The 18278-nt window shown below is 72.9% G+C and carries 12 protein-coding genes and 1 pseudogene; 5 read left to right on the top strand and 8 right to left on the bottom strand.

The genetic code is table 11. The features are described 5' to 3' along the window. Positions 1-66: 66 nt before the first annotated feature. The 3 genes and pseudogenes from ATJ97_RS20810 to ATJ97_RS10370 all read right to left on the bottom strand — a co-directional run bounded on the left by ATJ97_RS20810 (position 67) and on the right by ATJ97_RS10370 (position 4622). Positions 67-2096, bottom strand: a pseudogene (locus ATJ97_RS20810) (ABC transporter permease/substrate-binding protein). Beyond that, positions 2086-3609 carry a sugar ABC transporter ATP-binding protein gene (locus tag ATJ97_RS10375; protein WP_211287171.1) on the bottom strand — a complete coding sequence of 508 codons (1524 nt, stop codon included), beginning with the start codon at positions 3607-3609 and terminating at the stop codon, positions 2086-2088. The pseudogene ATJ97_RS20810 and the gene ATJ97_RS10375 overlap by 11 nt, the downstream one beginning before the upstream one ends. Further along, on the bottom strand, positions 3606-4622 hold the full coding sequence (locus ATJ97_RS10370) for a LacI family DNA-binding transcriptional regulator (RefSeq protein ID WP_211287170.1): 1017 nt from the start codon (positions 4620-4622) through the stop codon (positions 3606-3608). Before ATJ97_RS10370 ends, ATJ97_RS10375 begins: the two co-directional genes overlap by 4 nt. A gap of 243 nt (positions 4623-4865) precedes the next feature. Here ATJ97_RS10370 and ATJ97_RS10365 point away from each other — a divergent pair, with 243 nt between their 5' ends. The 3 genes from ATJ97_RS10365 (at position 4866) to ATJ97_RS10355 (ending at position 7807) form a co-directional block, all read left to right on the top strand. Continuing rightward, on the top strand, positions 4866-5480 hold the full coding sequence (locus ATJ97_RS10365; RefSeq protein WP_098483679.1) for a GNAT family N-acetyltransferase: 615 nt from the start codon (positions 4866-4868) through the stop codon (positions 5478-5480). A gap of 226 nt (positions 5481-5706) precedes the next feature. Then, positions 5707-6837 carry a VIT1/CCC1 transporter family protein gene (locus ATJ97_RS10360; RefSeq protein ID WP_098483678.1) on the top strand — a complete coding sequence of 377 codons (1131 nt, stop codon included), beginning with the start codon at positions 5707-5709 and terminating at the stop codon, positions 6835-6837. A 67-nt stretch (positions 6838-6904) separates the two neighbouring features. Then, positions 6905-7807, top strand: coding sequence for an NAD(P)-dependent oxidoreductase (locus ATJ97_RS10355; protein ID WP_098483677.1), 903 nt, complete (start codon positions 6905-6907; stop codon positions 7805-7807). Positions 7808-7811: 4 nt separating this feature from the next. Here ATJ97_RS10355 and ATJ97_RS10350 read toward each other — a convergent pair whose 3' ends face one another. From ATJ97_RS10350 to ATJ97_RS10335, 4 genes are all read right to left on the bottom strand, one after another. Further along, the gene (locus ATJ97_RS10350) at positions 7812-9023 is read right to left on the bottom strand and encodes an MFS transporter (protein WP_211287169.1); all 1212 of its coding nucleotides are present in this window, start codon (positions 9021-9023) and stop codon (positions 7812-7814) included. Positions 9024-9210: 187 nt separating this feature from the next. Beyond that, entirely contained in the window at positions 9211-10101 is an 891-nt protein-coding gene (locus ATJ97_RS10345; RefSeq protein WP_098483675.1) for a carbohydrate ABC transporter permease, read from the bottom strand. Next, complete coding sequence (locus tag ATJ97_RS10340) at positions 10101-11066, bottom strand: carbohydrate ABC transporter permease (protein WP_245862369.1); 966 nt, start codon at positions 11064-11066, stop codon at positions 10101-10103. Before ATJ97_RS10340 ends, ATJ97_RS10345 begins: the two co-directional genes overlap by 1 nt. A 23-nt stretch (positions 11067-11089) precedes the next feature. Then, complete coding sequence (locus ATJ97_RS10335; protein WP_098483674.1) at positions 11090-12415, bottom strand: ABC transporter substrate-binding protein; 1326 nt, start codon at positions 12413-12415, stop codon at positions 11090-11092. Between the two features lie 219 nt (positions 12416-12634). Between ATJ97_RS10335 and ATJ97_RS10330 the strand changes: the two genes are divergently transcribed. Then, the gene (locus ATJ97_RS10330) at positions 12635-13501 is read left to right on the top strand and encodes a MurR/RpiR family transcriptional regulator (RefSeq protein ID WP_098483673.1); all 867 of its coding nucleotides are present in this window, start codon (positions 12635-12637) and stop codon (positions 13499-13501) included. 130 nt (positions 13502-13631) lie between these two features. Further along, positions 13632-15131, top strand: coding sequence for an amino acid permease (locus ATJ97_RS10325; RefSeq protein WP_098483672.1), 1500 nt, complete (start codon positions 13632-13634; stop codon positions 15129-15131). 272 nt (positions 15132-15403) lie between these two features. Here the strand turns inward: ATJ97_RS10325 and ATJ97_RS20570 are convergent, their stop codons facing one another. After that, positions 15404-18091, bottom strand: a complete 2688-nt coding sequence (locus tag ATJ97_RS20570) for a S8 family serine peptidase (protein WP_098483671.1) — start codon at positions 18089-18091, stop codon at positions 15404-15406. Positions 18092-18278: the final 187 nt, after the last annotated feature.

Below are 18278 nucleotides of genomic sequence, written 5' to 3'. Positions count from 1 at the left end.
GTCTGTGCGGCCCGCCGCGGCCGGGGCCGCGGCGGGCCGTGATGAGGGTCGGCGGTCAGGTCCGGGTCAGAGGTCTTCCTTGGTCACGGCGACCACCGGCACCGAGATGGTCTTGTCCACCTGCTCGCCGCCGATGAGCTTCAGCGCCGCCTCGACGGCGGCCTTGCCGAGCTCCTCCGGCTGCTGGGCGATCGACGCGTACATCGTGCCCGCCTTGATGGCGGCCTGGGCGTCCTCCGTGGCGTCGAAGCCGACGACGAAGACGTCCTTGCCGGCGCGGGCGCCGAGCGCCTGGACCGCTCCGAGCGCCATCTCGTCGTTCTCGGCGAAGATGCCGACGACGTTCGGGTTCGCCTGGAGCAGGTTGGTGGCGACGTCGAGACCCTGGGCGCGGTCGAAGTCGGCGGGCTGGGTGGCCACGACCTTGATGTTCGGGAACTCCTTGATGCCCTCGGTGAAGCCCTGCCCGCGCTCGCGGGAGGCGGAGGTGCCGGCCACGCCCTGGAGCACGATGATCTCGCCCTTCTCGCCGATGGCCGTGGCGAGGGCCTGCGCGGCGAGCTTGCCGCCCTCGACGTTGTCCGAGGCCACGAAGGAGTTCACCTCGGCGCCGTTGACGGCGCGGTCGACGGCGACGACGGGGGTCTTGGCGGCGATGAGCGGCGAGACGATCGGCCCGGCGGCGTCGGAGTCGACGGGGTTGATGATGACGGCGTCGAGCTGCTGAGTCTGGAAGTTCGCGATCTGGTCGGCCTGCTGGGTGGCGTCGTCGCGGGCGTCCGTGACGGTCAGCTTCGCGCCGGCGTCGTCGGCCGCGGCCTGGGCGCCGTCGCGCAGGGAGACGAAGAACGGGTTGTTGAGGGTGGAGAGCGCGAGGCCGATGGTCTGTCCGCCTCCCGACCCGGCGGTGCCGCCGCCGGCTCCTTCGGTGGCAGTGCCGCCGCCCCCGCCGCCGCTGCCGCACGCGGAGAGCAGCAGGGCGGACGAGGCGAGGAGAGCGGCGAGGCGGATGGCGGGCTTCTTCATCGGAACCCCTTCCTTTCTTCTGGGGCGACCGGGATCCGTTCCCGGGCGGTGGGGGGTGGTGGTTCGGTAGGTGCGGGGAACAGGAGTCAGGCGCGCCGGCGGCGCAGGGTGTCGCTGAGGACGGCGAGCGCGATGACGGCGCCGATGACGACCTGCTGCCAGAACGAGGAGACGTTGAGCAGGTTCAGGCCGTTGCGGATCACCGCGAGGACGAGGGCGCCGACGAAGGTGCCGAACGCCCGCCCGGACCCGCCGGCGAGGCTGGCGCCGCCGATGACGACCGCGGCGATGGCGTCGAGCTCGTACCCGGCGGCGGCCTGCGGCTGGCCGGAGGCGAGCCGGCCCGCGAGCACGAGGCCGGCGACGGCGGCGAAGAGGCCGGAGAGGGAGTAGATGATCAGCTGCTGGTGGCGGACGTTGATGCCGGAGAGCCGGGCGGCCTCCTCGTTGCCGCCGATGGCGTACATCGCCCGCCCGGAGAAGGTCCGGTTGAGGATGAACGCCGCCAGGCCGCCGAAGACGATCATCACGAGCACAGGGACGGGCAGCCAGCCGCCGATGGTGCTGCCGAGCCAGGCGACGGCGGGCGGCTGGGCGATCGGGACGCCGTCGGAGAGGACGAGCGCCAGGCCGCGGGCGATGGAGAGCATCGCGAGGGTCGCGATGAACGCCGGGAGACGTCCGTAGGCGACGAGCGCGCCGGAGACGAACCCGGCGGCCACGCCGGTCAGCAGGCCGATGATGATCGCCAGCACCGGGTTCACGCCGGTGGTGGTGGCGGTGTAGGCGGTCACGATGGAGGCGAGCGCCGCGACGGACCCGACCGACAGGTCGATCCCGGCGGAGACGATGACGAAGGTCTGGCCGAAGGCCAGGATGGCGACGACGGCGGCCTGGACACCGACGTTGAGCAGGTTCTGCGTGCTGAGGAACACCGGGCTCAGGAACGCCATGACCCCGCCGAGGAGCACGAGGGCGACGAACGCCCCGTTCTGCCCGAGCAGCGTCTGGGCCCGGGCGCCGAGAGACTCGCGCGTCTCGGTCCGTGCGGTTGCGGTCTCAGTGGGCACGGGAGGACTCCACTTCCTTGACGGCCAGGGCCATGACGGCGTCCTGGGTGGCTTCTTCGCGGGTGAGCTCGCCGACCAGGCGCCCCTGGGCCATGACGAGGATGCGGTCGCACATGCCGAGCACCTCAGGCAGCTCCGAGGAGACGAGCAGCACGCCGCGGCCGGAGGCGGTGAGCTCGTTGACGAGCTGGTAGATCTCGACCTTGGCCCCGACGTCGACGCCGCGGGTCGGCTCGTCCAGGAGCAGGACCGCCGGGTCGGCGGCGAGCCACTTGCCCATGACGACCTTCTGCTGGTTGCCGCCGGAGAGGTTCTTCACGGTGGCCCGGGTGGAGGGCGTGCGGATGCGCAGGTTCTTCACGCTGGTGCGGGCCTGGTCGCGCAGCCGGGCCCGATCGACGAGCCCGGCGCGGGTGGCGGAGCGGAGGATGGCCAGGCCGAGGTTCTCCTCGACGCTCGCGCCGAGCACGAGCCCCTGGGCCTTGCGGTCCTCGGGGACGAGCCCGAGGCCCGCGCCGATGGCGGCGTGGACGTCGTGCCCCGGCACCGTGCGGCCGCGCACGGTCACCGTGCCGGAGTCGTAGGCGTCGGCGCCGAAGATCGCGCGCAGCACCTCGGTGCGGCCTGCGCCGACCAGGCCGGCGAGCCCGACCACCTCGCCCGCGCGCACGCTGAGCGAGACGTCCTCGAAGTGCCCCTTGCTCGTCAGGTTCTCGACACGGAGGAGCTCCTCGCCGACCGGCGGCTGCTGGCGCGGGTACTGCGCCTCGATGGAGCGGCCCACCATCATGCGGACGAGCTCGTCCGTGCCCGTGGTGGCCGGGACGGTGCCGACCGACTGGCCGTCGCGCAGGACGGTGACGCGGTCGCCGATGCGCTGGATCTCCTCGAGGTGGTGGGAGATGAACACCATGCCGACGCCCTTGTCCCGCAGCTCGGCCATGAGTTCGAGCAGGCGGTCCACCTCCGCGTCGGTCAGCGCCGCGGTGGGCTCGTCGAGGATGAGGACCCGGGCGTCGAGGCTGAGCGCCTTGGCGATCTCCACGAGCTGCTGGCGGGCGACCCCGAGGGTGGAGACCGGACGGCGCAGGTCGACGTCGAGCCCGACCCGGTCCAGCGCTGCCCGGGCGAGGGTGTGCATCCGCCGTCGGTCGACCATGCCGAACCGGCGCGGCGGCCGGCCGAGCAGGACGTTCTCCGCCACGCTCAGCTGCGGGACGATGTTGAACTCCTGGTGGATCGTCGCGATGCCGAGCTGCTCGGCGTGGGCCGCCGAGGAGATGTGGACGCGCTCGCCGTCCACGACGATCGTGCCGCCGTCGGGCTGGTAGACGCCGGCGAGGCACTTGATCAGCGTCGACTTGCCGGCGCCGTTCTCACCGAGCAGGACGTGGACCTCGCCCGCGTGCAGGTCGAACGAGACGCCGCCGAGGGCGACCACGCCGGGGAACTCCTTGACGAGGTTCTCCACGCGCAGCAGCTCGGGCCCGGTGGGTGGTGCGACGGTGTTCACGCGGACCTCCTGGGGAGCGTGGAGTCACGGACGGTGAGGCGGCACCGGAGGGCGTCGCCGTCGGGCAGGTCGGTGCCGTTGATGCGGGCCAGGAGCAGCCGCATGGCCCGCTCGCCGAGCTCCGCCGTCGGCTGGGCGATCGCGGTGACGGTGGGTCGCAGCAGCGTGAACCAGGGCATGTCGTCGAACACGGCGAGCGCGATGTCGTCCGGGACGAGCAGCGGGTCGGCGGCGTGCTGCTCGGCGAGGAGCTGGAGCACCCCGAGCGCCATGGAGCCGTTGGTGACGAACACGGCGTCCGGCCGGGGCTCGGCCGCCAGCAGGGCCGCCATCGCGTCGTGGCCGGAGGCGGCGCGGAAGTCGCCGTGCAGCACGCGTTCGGGGCGCAGCGCGATCCCGTGCTCGGCGAGCGCCGCGCGGAAGTGCTCAAGCCGCACCCGGGCCGTGCCCACGTGCTCGGGCCCGGCGATGATCGCGGGGTCGGTGCGTCCGCCGGCCACCAGGTGGTCCACCAGCTCCGCGATGGCGGAGGAGGCGTCGGCCAGCACGGTGGGCGCGTCGACGTCGTCGGCCGGGCGGTCCACGAGGACGAGGTTGTGGTTGAGCTCCGCCGCCTCGCGCAGCAGCGGCGAGGTGTCCACGGTGGGGACCACGATCAGCCCGTCCACCTGCCGCTCCAGGAGGATGCGGATGTAGTGGTCCTGCTGGGCGGGGTCCTCGTCGGCGTTCCCGACGATCACCGAGTACCCCGCCGCCCGGGCGGTGTCCTCCACGGCCCTAGCGAGCTCGGTGAAGTAGGGGTTGAGCAGGTCGGAGACGACGAGGCCGACCGTGCGGGTGCCGGTGCTGCGGAGGGACCGGGCCACGGCGTTGGGCCGGAAGTTCAGCTCCCGGGCGGCCGCCAGGACCCGCTCCCGCATCTCCGGCGACGTGGCCGGGTGGTTCGTCAGGACGCGGGAGACCGAGGCCGTGGAGACGCCCGCCGCGCGCGCGACGTCCTTGATGGTCGGCACCACGTTCCTCCTCCGACACCTTTGTCCCGGTCTGTGTAATCGATCCCATGGGATCGATTACACGAGTATGAGCGGCGTCACGATCGCCGTCAAGGGGCGGCGGCCCCACTTCCGGTGCACGTTCGTTCGTCCGGTGCCCGGTGCAACATGCGCGGGACGAACGAACATGCACCGAAACAGGGGGGGAACCGGGCGGGGCGGATGGCCGGCGCCCGCTGGGTCGCCTGCGGCTAGTGTGCCGACGTGCCCCCGCATGCCCCCGGACGAGTCACCCTGACGAATGCCGTCGTCGAGCTCACGCCGCTGACGGCCGACGACGCCCGGGATCTCTTCGCCGCCCTGGACGATGCCCGCGTCTGGGCCGCCGGGTACGGCGGTGGGCCGGCCGGGCGGCCGGGAGACGTCGCCGGGATGCGCGACTACGTCACCGGTCACCTGCTCGGCTTTCCGGACCGCGTCTCGTGGGCCGTCCGCCGGCGCAGCGGTGAGCTGGTGGGCACGTCGAGCCTCGGCGACGTCGACCTCAGCAACGAGTCAGCGCACCTCGGCTGGACCGCATATGCGCCGGCCGTCTGGGGGACCGCCGTCAACCCGGCCGCGAAGCTCGCAATCCTGACCCACGCCTTCGAGGAGTGCGGCCTCGGCCGGGTCCAGCTCCAGACCGACGTGCTGAACACCCGGTCGCAGGCTGCCATCGCCCGGCTCGGCGCCGTGCGCGAGGGCGTGCTCCGACGGCACCGGCGGCGCGCCGACGGCACTTTCCGCGACACGGTCGTGTTCTCGATCCTCGCCGAGGAGTGGGCCGGCGTCCGGGCAGGACTGGAGCGGCGGATCGAGCACGTCTCGCTGCGGCCCTGACGGTGGACGCCCGCGTGCCTGCCGGACTCCCAGCCGTGCCATGCGGCCACACCGTGCCGCCCTCGGGCGAGGAGGACCGCGAGCACCTGGTCACCTCGCCCGACCGCACGCGCGCCGGGCTGCCCGCCCCGGCGTTTTCGGCGGAATGACGCGGATTCTTCGGCTCGGCGAACAGTGTCGGATCCCACCGGACCCTTGGTTGGGAGGATCCCACCGGGCTGCCACGATGGTCGTTATGTCCCCTTCAGCAACCCCCGACGAGCGCGAGGGCCGCTCCGCCGCCCCGGCTCAGCAGGCGCCGAGCCGCGAGCAGGTCCGCCGGTGGCGGCGCTACCTCGCGGACGAGCGCGCCGAGGGCGCCGTCTACCGCCACCTGGCCTCCCGGCGGGAGGGTGAGGAGCGGGAGATCCTGCTCGGCCTGGCCGACGCCGAGAGCCGTCACGAGCAGCACTGGCGCGACCTCCTGGGTGACCAGGTGGGACGGGTCGGGAAGGGGGCGCTGCGCACCCGCCTGCTGGGGTGGCTGGCCCGCACCTTCGGCGGGGTGTTCGTCCTCGCGCTCGCCCAGAACGCCGAGGCCCGTTCCGCCTACGCCGACGACGAGGACGCCACCGACGCGATGGCCGCCGACGAGCGCGTCCACGGCGAGGTGGTCCGCGCGCTGGCCACCCGCGGCCGGGCCCGGATGTCCGGGACCTTCCGGGCCGCCGTCTTCGGCGCCAACGACGGGCTGGTCTCCAACCTCGCCCTCGTACTCGGTGTCGGGGCCACCGGCGTCCCGGCCGGCACCGTGCTCGTCACGGGCGTCGCGGGGCTGCTCGCCGGCGCGCTGTCCATGGGGGCGGGCGAGTACGTCTCGGTGCGCTCCCAGCGCGAGCTGCTCGAGGCGTCCATCCCGGACGCCGACGCCCACGACTCCATCCCCGCCCTCGACGTCGACGCCAACGAGCTCGCCCTCGTCTACCGCGCCCGGGGCATGGCGCCGGCCGAGGCGGAGGAGCACGCGGCCGGGGTCCTGGCCCAGGTGCACGCCGGGGAGGGGATGCCGCCGTCCGCCGTCGTCCACGCCTACGAGGAGATCGGCAACGGCTGGTCCGCCGCCCTGTCGAGCTTCTGCTTCTTCGCCTCGGGCGCCGTGATCCCGATCCTGCCGTACCTGTTCGGGCTCAGCGGCCTGCCCGCGGTCGCGGTGGCCGCCGCCATGGTGGGGCTGGCACTGCTCGGCACGGGTGCCGTCGTCGGCGTCCTCTCCGGTGCGCCGCCGCTGCGCCGCGCGCTGCGCCAGCTCGCCATCGGCTTCGGCGCCGCCGCGGTCACCTACGTCCTGGGCCTGGCGTTCGGCACGACGATGGTCTGACCGGCCGGATCCTCCCGGTGACGGCCTAGGCTCTCGTCCGGCAGGCCACGGGAACCGGGAGGGCAGCATGTCGGAGCGTCAGGCGGACGTCGGGCTCATCGGCCTCGGGGCGATGGGCCGCCCCATGGGCGCGCACCTGCTCCGGACGGCGCGCGAGCGCGGCGTGGACCTCGTCGTCCACAGCCGCCGGGAGTCCACCGCCGCCGAGCTCGTGGCCGACGGTGCCGTCTGGGCCGCCACGCCGCGGGAGGTCGCGGCACGCTGCGACGTCGTCGTGACGATGCTGCCGGACCTGCCCGACCTCGACGACGTCCTCGACGGCGACGACGGCCTCCTGGCCGGTCTGACCCGTCCCACCGTCCTGGTGGTCTCCTCGACCAGCTCGCCCGACGGCGTCCGCCGCCTCTCCCGCGACCTCGCCGGCCGGACGGAGGGCCGCCTCGCCGTCGTCGACGCCCCGGTCTCCGGCGGGGTGGAGGGGGCGGCCGAGGGCACGCTGTCGGTCATGGTCGGAGGCGCGGACGACGACGTCGCCCGGGTGCTCCCGTGGCTCGCCGCCCTCGGCACCGCGGTGCACCTCGGGCCGATCGGGGCGGGGCAGGTGGCCAAGGCCTGCAACCAGCTCATCGTCGCCGCCGCCACGGTGGCCCTGGGCGAGGCGAGCGTCATCGCGGAGCGAGCCGGGCTGGACCTGGGCAGGCTGCTCGACCTGCTCGGCGGCGGGTACGCCGGCTCGCGGGTGCTCGAGGTGAAGAAGTCCCGCCTCGCGGCCCACGACCACACCCCGGCCAGCCCGGCGCGGTTCATGATCAAGGACCTCGCCTTCGCGGCCGCCGAGGCCGAGAGCACGGGCACGGCGGTCGAGCAGCTGCCCGTGCTGCAGCGGGTCTACGAGGCGATCACCGAGCAGGGGCTCGGCGACCTGGACAGCTCGGTGGTGCAGCGCTACGTGGACGAGCGGTCCGCCTGACGGCTCAGCGCGCCTTGTGCGCCACCAGGGTCTCCGGGGCCCGCGTCCACACGAGCGCCGCGATCACGGTGATGGCGCCGGAGAGCGCGAAAGCGGCGCCGTAGCCGGCGTGATCGACCAGGAGGCCGGCGAGGACCGGTCCGAGGATCTGCCCGGCGTCGCTGAACATCTGGAAGGTGGCGAAGACCGGGCCGGCCGTGCGCTCGCTGCCCACGACGTCGGCCACGGTCGCCTGCTGGGCGGGGTTGAGCATGCCCGCGCCCACGCCCGCCAGGGCCGACACGACCAGCATCGGCACGAGGTCCCCGGTCAGCGCGAGCGCCGCGGTGAGCACGCCGTTCAGCAGCAGCCCCGTGACGAGCAGCGGCTTGCGCCCGCGTGAGTCCGAGGCCCGGCCGGCGGGCGTGAGCGCGAGCGCGTTGCCGATCGCGAAGGCGGCGAGCGCCGCGCCCGCCGCCCAGGGCCCGGCGCCGACGGCCGCAGCGGCGAACAGCGGCAGGATGGCGACCCGGACACCGAAGTTGGACCAGCCGTGCGCGAACGCCGAGACGAGGGCGGCCCGGTAGGCCGGGTGCGCCAGCGCGTCACCCAGCCGCATGACCGGCAGCTGCGCGGTGCCGGCCGGCCGCCGCAGCGCGGACGGCCGGAGGAACACCGCGACCACCGCGACGGCGACCAGCAGCGAGGCGGCGTAGACGAGGAAGGGCACGCGCAGGCCGGCCTCGCCGAGCAGACCGCCGACCAACGGCCCGCCGATGTTCCCCAGGAGGAACGCCGTGCCGTACGCGGAGGACGCCCGCCCGCGCGCCGTCGGTGGTGCGAGCCGCACGATGAGTCCCATCGCGGAGACCGTGAACATCGTCGAGCCGATGCCGCCGAGCCCGCGGAAGATCAGCAGCTGGGCGTAGTTCTGCGCGAACGCGGTGGCCGCCGTGGAGCCGGCGACGACCAGCAGCCCGGTGAGGTAGACGGGGCGCTCGCCGAGGCGGCCGATGAGCTTCCCGCCCACGGGGGCGAACACCAGGCGGAAGAACGCGAAGACGCTGACCACCACGGAGGCGGCGGTCACCCCGACGTCGAAGCTGCGGGCGAACTGCGGCAGCACCGGGGCGACGAGGCCGTAGCCCATCGCGATGACGAAGGCGGCGGAGACGAGGACCCAGATCTCGCGGGGCAGGGGAGCGGGGCGGGTGTTGGACATGGCTGGGCCGATCATCGCACCTGGGCGTGCCTACCCCTGCCCCGCTCGCCCCTTCGCCGCCTGTGAGGTGTGACGCCCCTGCGCGTCGAGGTCTGTCGGACGCCGCAAGGTCTGTCGGCGTCCGCCGAGGTCTGCCGCTGGGGAGGCAGACCTCGCCGCGACGGAAAACCTCGGCGAGAGCCGGGGCGCAGGTGGGCGTGCCCTACTTGCCCATGCCGGCGGTGAGGCCGGAGATGATCTGCTTGGTGGCGAGCAGGAACAGCACCACGAGCGGCAGCGTCGCGATCACCAGCCCGGCGAAGAGCGTGGACCAGCTGGTCTGGTACTCGCCGAAGAACGTCGTCAGGCCCACCGGCAGCGTGTACCTGGTGCGGTCGCGCACGAGGATCAGCGGGTAGAAGAAGTCGTTCCAGATCGGCACGAACCGGAACACCACCACCGTGGCCACGGCGGGGCGGACCAGCGGCAGCATGACCGACCAGAACATGCGCAGCGGCCCCGCGCCGTCGATGCGGGCGGCCTCCTCCAGCTCACCGGGGAGCTGACGGAAGAACGTGCCGAGCACGAACACGGAGAAGGGGATCGACACCGCCGCGTAGACGAGCACCAGCCCGGTGCGGGTGGAGACCATGCCGATCGAGTCGAGCAGGTAGAAGATCGGCACGATCATGAGGAACACCGGCATCATCAGGCCGGAGACGAACACCTGTTCGAGCGCACCCATGAGCCGGGAGCGGCTGCGCGCCAGCGCGTACGCGGCGAGCAGCGAGACCACGGTGGAGAGCGCGACCGACCCCACGGTGACCACGATCGAGTTCCAGAAGTACGTGGAGAACGACGCCTCGATCCACGCCTCCTGGTACGCCGCCAGGCTCGGCTCGGCCGGCAGGCCCAGCGGCTCGGACACCAGCTCCTGGTTGGTGCGGAAGGAGTTCAGCACCATCGTCAGCAGCGGCAGGATCGCCACGGCGGCGTAGACCCACAGCAGGGTGGACGTCGCCGCCGCGCGCACCCCGCCGGTGCGGCGCCCGGGCGGGGTGGCCGGCCGGTTCGTCGTCGTGGCGGTGCCGGGGGCGGTGAGGGTGGTGGCCATCAGAACAACCGCCTCTCGGCCCGCCGGAACCACTTGTTGAACGCGATCGAGAGCCCGAAGATCACCAGGAACAGCAGGATGGCGATCGCCGAGGACGTGCCGATCGCGTTGGACGAGCCGGACTGGAACGCGGTGCGGTAGAAGAGCAGCGACATCACGTCCGTGGCCCCGGCGGGGGAGCCGGTCGAGCCGCCCAGGGCGTACGGGATCGGGAAGGCCTCCATCGAGAAGATGAAGGTCAGCACGCTGACGGTCCCGATGATCGGGGTGAGCAGCGGCAGGGTGATGTGCCAGAAGCGCTGACGGGCGCTGGCGCCGTCGAGCTCGGCCGCCTCCTCCAGGGAGTGGTCCAGGCCGCCGAGGGCCGCCCCGTAGAGCAGCAGCGGGAAGCCCACCCACTGCCACGCGGTCACCAGCACCACGACCCACAGCGCGGTGGTCGGGTTGCCGAGCCACGGCAGGGCCAGCGCGTCGAGCCCGACCGTCTTGAGCAGGGCGTTGACCGGCCCGAACAGCGGGGAGAGCAGCAGCGACCACAGGTAGCCGATGACCAGCGGCGAGACCAGGTACGGCATCGTGTACAGCACCTGGAAGAGCCGCTTGAACCGCCGACGGCGGTGCAGCACCACGGCGAGCAGCAGGCCCACCGAGTTCTGCACCACCATCGAGCCGGCGAAGAGCAGCAGGTTGTGCGCGAACGCGCGCGGCACCTGGGTGGCGTACGGCTCGGCCGTGAAGAGCGTGACGAAGTTCCCCAGCCCCACGAACGACTCCTGCGAGGTGCCCCGCCAGGAGTACAGCGAGTACGTCAGCGCCGTGACCATCGGGTAGAGCACGAAGAAGCCGAACAGCAGCGCCGCCGGGAGGAGGAAGACCAGGGCCGTCCCCGTCGGCAGGGCCGCCGTGAGGGGAGGGCGACGGTGCCCGGCCGACGGCGAAGTCTCCTCCGCCGTCGGCCCGGTCACCGTCGCGGGTCCGGAAGGAGCCGTCACTGGCCCGGGGTCCACCAGGCCGAGAGCCCGTCCTGGATCTTGCTCGCGACACCGGCCGCGTCGAGCTCCCCGAGGAAGAGCTGCTGGCCGCCCTCACCCATGAGGTCGGTGCCCACCGGGTCGCCGTAGCGGTAGTCCACGAGCAGCAGGTACGGGGCGGGGTTCTCCTGGTACAGGTCCCACATCTCCTGCATGAGCGGCTCGTCGAACGTCACGCCCGGAACCGGGGAGAACTGCTTGAGGTCGTTGGCGACCATCTGCCCGAACTCCTCGCTCGCCAGCCAGTTCAGCAGCGTCTCCGCCTCCTCGGGGTTGTCCGAGGCGGCCGAGAGGCCCCAGTTGCCGTCGGCGTAGCCGGGGCTGACGGGGTGGTCGAGCGCCGAGCCCTCCGGCGGCGGGACCTGGAAGACGCCGAGCTCGAGCTCGGGGTTGGTGGACTGGAAGAACGCCAGCTCGTAGGAGCCGCCCGCGAACATCGCCGCCGCGCCGGAGGTGAAGAGCACCTGGGCGTCGGTGTAGGCCACGCCGACGACGTCGTCGGGCATGTACTGCTCGAGGTCGGCGAAGCTCTGGATCGACTTCACGTACGCCGGGTCGTTGAAGTCGGTCTCGCCGTCGCGGAGCTTCTGCTGGAACTCCGCGCCGCCGTACTGGGCGGCGGTCAGCGCGTCGTGGACGGTCGGGACGAACCAGGCGTCCTTGGCCCCGACGGCGAGCGGCGTGACGCCGGCCTCCTTCAGGGTGTCGTTGGCGGCGATGAAGTCCTCCCACGTCTCCGGCTCCTCGAGGCCGTGCTCCTCGAAGATGGCGGTGTTGTAGAAGACCTGGATGGTCTGAGCGGCGAAGGGGACGCCGTAGATGCCGCCGTCCTCCTTGCCGCGGGCGCCGTCGAGCGCGGCCTCGTCGAAGTCCGCCAGGGCGGGGACGACGTCGTCCAGCGGGGCGAGGTTGCCGCCCTCGACGAGCGGCTGGAGCAGGCCGTAGGAACGCACCTGGGCGACGTCCGGGCCGTCCGAGCCGGTGAGGCCGGTCTGCAGGATCTGGTTGTACTCGGTGTTCTTGTAGGCCTGGAAGTTCACCGTGATGCAGGGGTTGGCCTCCTCGAAGACGTCGAAGATGGTCTCGTAGGTGTCCTTGTCCTCGGTGCGCCAGGACCACACGTCGAGGGCGACCGGCTCGGCGCACTCGTCGGAGCCGGCGGCGGAGGTCGCCCCGCCGTCGGCGCCCGGGTCGGGTGCGTCGTCGGAAGGGGCGCAGGCGGACAGTGCGAGGACGGCCGCCGCCGCGGCGGCGGTGGAGGCAAGGAGTCTGCGGCGGTGCATGGTGTGTCCTTTCAGGCCGGCCCGGCCGCTCGGCGCCACACGGTCGGTGGCCCGGGCACGGCTCGAGGCGTCGTGACCACGGTGTCAGCAGGACATTTCCGCGAACACGCGGGTATGTCAAGAGTTTCCACCAGACTGTAACCTTGGCTCACTGATTTACACGACTGACCCGCCGGTGCGCGTCGCGGCGCCCGGCGAGGTCGCAGGCAGGAGGCTCCCATGAGCGAGGCACCGACCGTCGGGCTCGTCAGTCGCGTCCGGGGCATGCTGCCCGAGCTGCGGCCGGCGGAGCGCCGCGTGGGGGAGGCCGTGGTCGCCGACCCGCTGCTGGTGGCGCGCGAGTCCGTGACCTCCCTCGCGGAGCGGTGCCGCACCTCGCCGCCGACGGTCGTGCGCTTCTCCCAGCACATGGGCTTCTCCGGCTTCCCGGAGCTCAAGCTGGCCCTGGCGACGGCGGCCGGCATCGAGGAGGGGCGCAGCTCGCGCGTGCCCCTGTCCGGGGACATGGACCCCAGCGACAGCCTCGCCGACATCGTCGCCAAGATCGGCTACGCCGACTCCCGCGCCGTCGAGAGCACCACGGCCGGGCTGGACGTGGCCGTGCTCGAGCAGGTGGTCGACGCGCTCGTCGGCGCCCGCCGCATCGACCTCTTCGGCATCGGCGCCTCCGGCCTGACCGCCTCCGACCTCGGCCAGAAGCTCTCTCGCCTCGGTCTCGCGGTCAGCGTGGCCACCGACCGGCACGCCGCCATGACCCTGGCCTCCCTCCGCGGGCCCGAGGACGTGGTCATCTCGATCTCGCACTCCGGGGCGACGTCGGACGTCATCGAGCCGCTCCGCATCGCCGGGCAGGGTGGCGCCCGGACCGTGGCGCTGACGAACCACCCGCGCTCCCCGCTCGCGCGCCGGGCCGACCTCGTCCTGACGACGACGACGCGCGAGACCACGTTCCGCTCCGGCGCCATGGCGAGCCGGATCGCCCAGCTGACCGTCGTGGACTGCGTGTTCGTCGGCGTCGCGGCCCGGGACTTCGAGCGGACCCGCCGGGCCCTGGACGCCAGCTTCCGGGCCGTCGGGGAGCTGTAGGGCGGCGCCGGACGCGGGTCCGGACTCTCGACTTTCCTCGAGCCAGCTTCGCGGGATGCGCGCCCGTGCCGATGGTGAGACGCTGCGAGCCGGACAGGATCTGGCACCGCCCGTCGCGAGGAGGCGCGCTGTGGCCGTACTCAGTCGCATCAAGTCCGTGGAGCAGTCCATCCGGGACACGGAGGCACCGGAGCACCGGCTCAACAGAAATCTCTCCGCCCTGGACCTCATGGTCTTCGGCGTCGGAGTCATCATCGGGACCGGCATCTTCGTGCTCACCGGCGTCGTCGCGAAGGAGCAGGCCGGCCCAGCCGTGGCCATCTCCTTCGTGGTGGCCGGTGTCGTGTGCGGGCTCGCCGCCCTGTGCTACGCGGAGTTCGCCTCCACGGTGCCGGTGGCCGGGTCGGCGTACACGTTCTCCTACGCCACCTTCGGCGAGTTCGTCGCCTGGATCATCGGCTGGGACCTCGTGCTCGAGCTCGTGCTCGGCGCCGCCACGGTCTCGGTCGGCTGGTCGGGCTACTTCAACCGGCTGCTCGGGGACCTCGGCATCCCCCTGCCGTCGTCGATCGCGGGGGAGACGGCGAGGCTGAACATCCCGGCGATGGCCATCGCGCTGGCCGTGACGGTGGTGCTCGTCCTGGGGATCAAGCTCTCCTCGCGGGTCACGGCCGTCATCGTGGCGATCAAGATCACGGTCGTCCTGCTGGTGATCGTCCTCGGCCTCTTCTACATCAACACCGCCAACTACAGGCCGTTCATCCCGCCCGCGGAGCCCGGCACCTCCGGCGGGAGCGGCTGGACCGCGCCGCTGATCCAGCTGGTCGGCGGCTTCACCCCGAGCACGTTCGGCGTGAGCGGCATCTTCGCCGGCGCGGCGATCGTGTTCTTCGCCTTCATCGGCTTCGACATCGTCGCCACCGCCGCCGAGGAGACGAGGAACCCCAAGCGGGACCTGCCGCGCGGGATCATCGCCTCGCTCGCCATCTGCACGCTGCTCTACGTGGCCGTCTCCGTGGTGGTGACGGGCATGCAGAACTACCGGGAGCTCTCGACCGACGCCCCGCTGGCCGAGGCGTTCCGCAGCGTGGGGCTCACGTTCACCTCCGGCCTGATCTCCGTGGGCGCCATCGCCGGGCTGACGTCGGTGGTGCTCATCATGATCCTGGGACAGTCCCGGGTGCTCTTCGCGATGAGCCGCGACCACCTCCTGCCGCCGGCCCTCGCGGTGGTGCACCGCCGCTACCGCACGCCGTACCGGATCACCATCATCACCGGCATCGCCGTCGCCCTGCTCGCCGGGCTCGTCCCGCTCTCGACCCTCGCCGAGCTCGTCAACATCGGGACGCTGTTCGCCTTCGTGCTCGTCTCGCTGGGCGTCATCGTCCTGCGGCGGACCCGGCCGGACCTGCCCCGCGCCTTCAAGGTCCCCGGCGTGCCCGTGCTGCCGCTGCTCTCCGCCGCCGCCTGCATCTGGCTCATGCTCAACCTGCCGGCGGAGACCTGGCTGCGGTTCGGGGTGTGGATGGTGATCGGCCTGCTGCTGTACGCGGTCTACGGCCGCCATCACAGCCGGCTGGCCAAGGGGGCGGAGCCGGACGCGGCCGGTGAGGCGCGGCAGCAGGCGTGACGGCATCGGCGGCCACGGGCGTGCCCGCGGCGGGCGGCCGGGGGTGTCGGCCGGGGGTGTGACGTCGGCAGCGGGCGGCCGGGGGCGTGCCCCTCAGCACCGTCCGACGACAACGGTGAGGATTCGATGCCGGTAGAGCACCGAATCCTCACCGTTGTCACGACTGCTCCGGTCGGGGCGTCACTCCCGGTTCAGCCTGGGCTCCCCTCCGGCCCGGCAGCCGGAGCGCGGCTCCGGATCGGCAGCCGTGCGCGGGCCCGAGCCGTCGGGCGTCAGTCCCGGCCGATGGTGAACGCCGGCGACGTCCACGTCTCGACGTGGTCGGGGTTGCGCGGGTCCCCGAGCGCCTTCACCGCCGTGACCACGACGACGTAGTCGCCGTCGGGCAGCGTGCGCAGCTTGTCGTTGCCGCTGCTGAGCGGGGTCGTGCCGTCCCAGCCGACGAAGTCGAGGGTTTGGCTGCGCCCGAGCTCCCCGGTGCTGAGGGCCGTGTGGAAGCGCGGGTGCACGGGCGCGCCCTTCTTCCCGTCCGCCGTCGCGCGGTAGACGTCGAGGCGCAGGTCGCTCACAGGGTAGTCGAGCCGGTAGACCACGTACGGGACGTCGTCGCCGGTCATCGAGTAGGTGTGGCCGCCGTCGAGCGTGTACAGCTCACCGTCCACCGCCGCCCCCAGTGCGGGCAGCGGCAGGCCGGGGTAGTCGGTCAGCACCGTCACGTCCTGGTAGTCGCCCGCCAGGCCGGCGAACGGGACCACGAGCTCGTCGTCGCCGGAGGTGAAGGTGACCCACCCGCCGTAGACGAAGCCGGGCAGCCCCTCGGGGTCGGGGGCGGTGACGGTGACGTCCACGCTCGCCGAGCCCCCCGCGGGCACGGTGACCGACGCCGGAGCGTCCACCACGGCCTCGCCGAGGTAGAAGCCGGGCAGGAGCGAGGAGCCCGCGGTGGCGATGCCGCTGTCCGAGCCGATCGCGTACGTCACGGCAGCGTCGGAGTCGTTGGTCAGCGTGAGCGTCGTGGTGACGGGGCCGGTCTCGCTCTCGCCGAGCGAGATCTTGCCGGGGGAGACGGCGGTGGTCGCGAGGATCGCGTCGTCGATGTCGAGCAGGCCCGCGCCCTGGCGGTGCACCGGCTCCAGCAGGCCGAGACCGGGGTTGCCGGACCACACCTGCCGGTCCGCGCTGTTCTGCAGCACGTCACGCACCTGCGCCGGGGACAGGTCCGGCCGGGCCTGCAGCAGCAGCGCCACGGAGCCCGCGACGTGCGGCGCCGCCATGGAGGTGCCGGAGATGGAGGCGTAGGCGCCCTCCTCCAGCGGGTAGGTCGAGTAGATCTGCCCGCCGGGCGCCCCGAGGTCCGGCTTGAGCGTGAGGTCGGCGGAGAGCCCGTACGAGCTGAAGTCGGAGACGAGCCCGCCCGCCGGGTTCACCGTCTGGGTGGTCTCCTCCGTCCAGGTCAGGGTGGCGGCGCCGTCGGCCAGCGCCCCCTGGATCGCCAGGCCGCTCTCGAGGGACACGGTGACCACCGGGATGGTGATGGGCGTGGCCCCCTCGACGGTCGCGTTGATCATGCCCGGGACGTTGTTGTAGATGATCAGCGCCGCGGCGCCGGCCTCCTGCGCGGCGACGGCCTTCTGGTGGAACGAGCACGTGCCACGGCTGACCAGCAGCGCCTGGCCCGCGACGCCCTCCACCGGCGTGCAGCCCAGCAGCGGGGAGTCGGCCGGGACGGGGCCGTCGGGGTGCGGGGCCGGGGCGACGACCTCGAGCGAGCCCGACGTCGGCGCCGGCGGGGCGCCCGTGGCCGTGGCGTAGCCGACGGTCTCGCCGGAGTCGAGCGTGAGGGCGGGGGAGGTGACGAGGGTGTTCTCGAAGGACGCCACCGAGATCGCCTTGTCGGACACCGACGGCGCACCGCCGGAGAAGGTGCCCATGTCGCCCTCGTTGCCCTGGGAGATGACCATGACCACGCCGCGGTCGACCATCGTGTCGGCCGCGACCGCCGTCGGGTAGCTCGGCCAGGTCACGTACGAGGCGCCGAGGGACATGTTGACCACGTCCATGCCGTCGTCGGCCGCCCGCTCCATGGCCGCGAGGATCACCTCGGTGTCCGAGGACCCGGAGCAGCCGAAGACGCGGTAGGCGCCGAGGGTGGCGCCAGGCGCGACGCCGACAACCCCGCCGGCCGCCGCGTCGCCGGACGCACCCACGATGCCGGCGACGTGGGTGCCGTGGCCGCCGCAGTCGTCGGGCAGCGTGTCCGGCTTCGGCACCGCGGCGTCACCGGAGGCGCTGGCGTCGTAGGCGTCGCCGACGAAGTCGTACCCGTAGGCCACGCGGGCGGTCGGGAAGGTGGTGGTCCCGTTCCGGCCCGTGCCTCCGAAGTCGGGGTGGTCGTAGTCGATGCCGGAGTCGATGACCCCGACCTTGACGCCCTCACCCGTGAGGCCGAGCTCGCTCTGCGCGACGTCGGCGCCCGTCATCGCCAGCGCGGAGGCGAGCTCGGGGGCCGCCACCGGCTCCGCGGGCCTCTCCACGGTGTAGACGGGGAAGACGTCGACGACGCCCGCGACCTCGCGCAGGACGCCCACCTCGTCGTCGGCGACCTCGACGGAGATCCCGTTCCACGTCGTCGAGAAGCGCTCGCGGACCTTGAGGTCCAGACCCTGGCTCGCGGCCCGGGAGACGACGGCGTCCTGGGCCCGGTCCGCAGCCCGGGCGCTGCCGCCCCGCGCGGTGGGCTTGCCCCCGACCTCCACGAACCAGCGGCCGGAGACCGCCGGCTGCGGCGTCGGTGCCTGCGGGACCGTCCGGTCGGTGGTCGTGGCGAGCGGTTCAGGTGCGTCCGGGGCCGCGGTGGCGGGGAGCACGGCGGCGGCGCCGAGCAGCGCCGCGCCGGTCAGGCACGCGCCGATGCGTGCGGGGAGGCGCCGTGGGTCGCGGCGCCGGCTGGAGCGGGTCATGTCTCTCCTCGGGTGGCACGGGGAGACTGACCTGCGACGTCGTCCGGCGTTCTCCCCCTGCCGCCGGAGCCGGGAGGTTATCGGCGACGGCGCCCCTTCCGGGCCAGGTCCGTCCGGTGGTCGCCGGGTGACTTCCGGCCATGGCAGCAGGTGGCCAGCCGGGGCCGTCCGGGGGCTGCTCGCCCGC

The organism is Georgenia soli (assembly GCF_002563695.1).
Classification (GTDB): Bacteria; Actinomycetota; Actinomycetes; order Actinomycetales; family Actinomycetaceae; genus Georgenia; species Georgenia soli.
This window is presented reverse-complemented; position numbering and strand designations above follow the sequence as displayed.

What these genes read in the sequence shown, in the direction of transcription:
- ATJ97_RS10360 (WP_098483678.1), top strand. Translation starts at nt 5,707, where the DNA reads ATGGTCGTTATGTCCCCTTCAGCAACCCCCGACGAGCGCGAGGGCCGC.
- ATJ97_RS10355 (WP_098483677.1), top strand. Translation starts at nt 6,905, where the DNA reads ATGTCGGAGCGTCAGGCGGACGTCGGGCTCATCGGCCTCGGGGCGATG.
- ATJ97_RS10350 (WP_211287169.1), bottom strand. Translation starts at nt 9,023, where the DNA reads ATGATCGGCCCAGCCATGTCCAACACCCGCCCCGCTCCCCTGCCCCGC.
- ATJ97_RS10345 (WP_098483675.1), bottom strand. Translation starts at nt 10,101, where the DNA reads ATGGCCACCACCCTCACCGCCCCCGGCACCGCCACGACGACGAACCGG.
- ATJ97_RS10335 (WP_098483674.1), bottom strand. Translation starts at nt 12,415, where the DNA reads ATGCACCGCCGCAGACTCCTTGCCTCCACCGCCGCCGCGGCGGCGGCC.
- ATJ97_RS10330 (WP_098483673.1), top strand. Translation starts at nt 12,635, where the DNA reads ATGAGCGAGGCACCGACCGTCGGGCTCGTCAGTCGCGTCCGGGGCATG.
- ATJ97_RS20570 (WP_098483671.1), bottom strand. Translation starts at nt 18,091, where the DNA reads ATGACCCGCTCCAGCCGGCGCCGCGACCCACGGCGCCTCCCCGCACGC.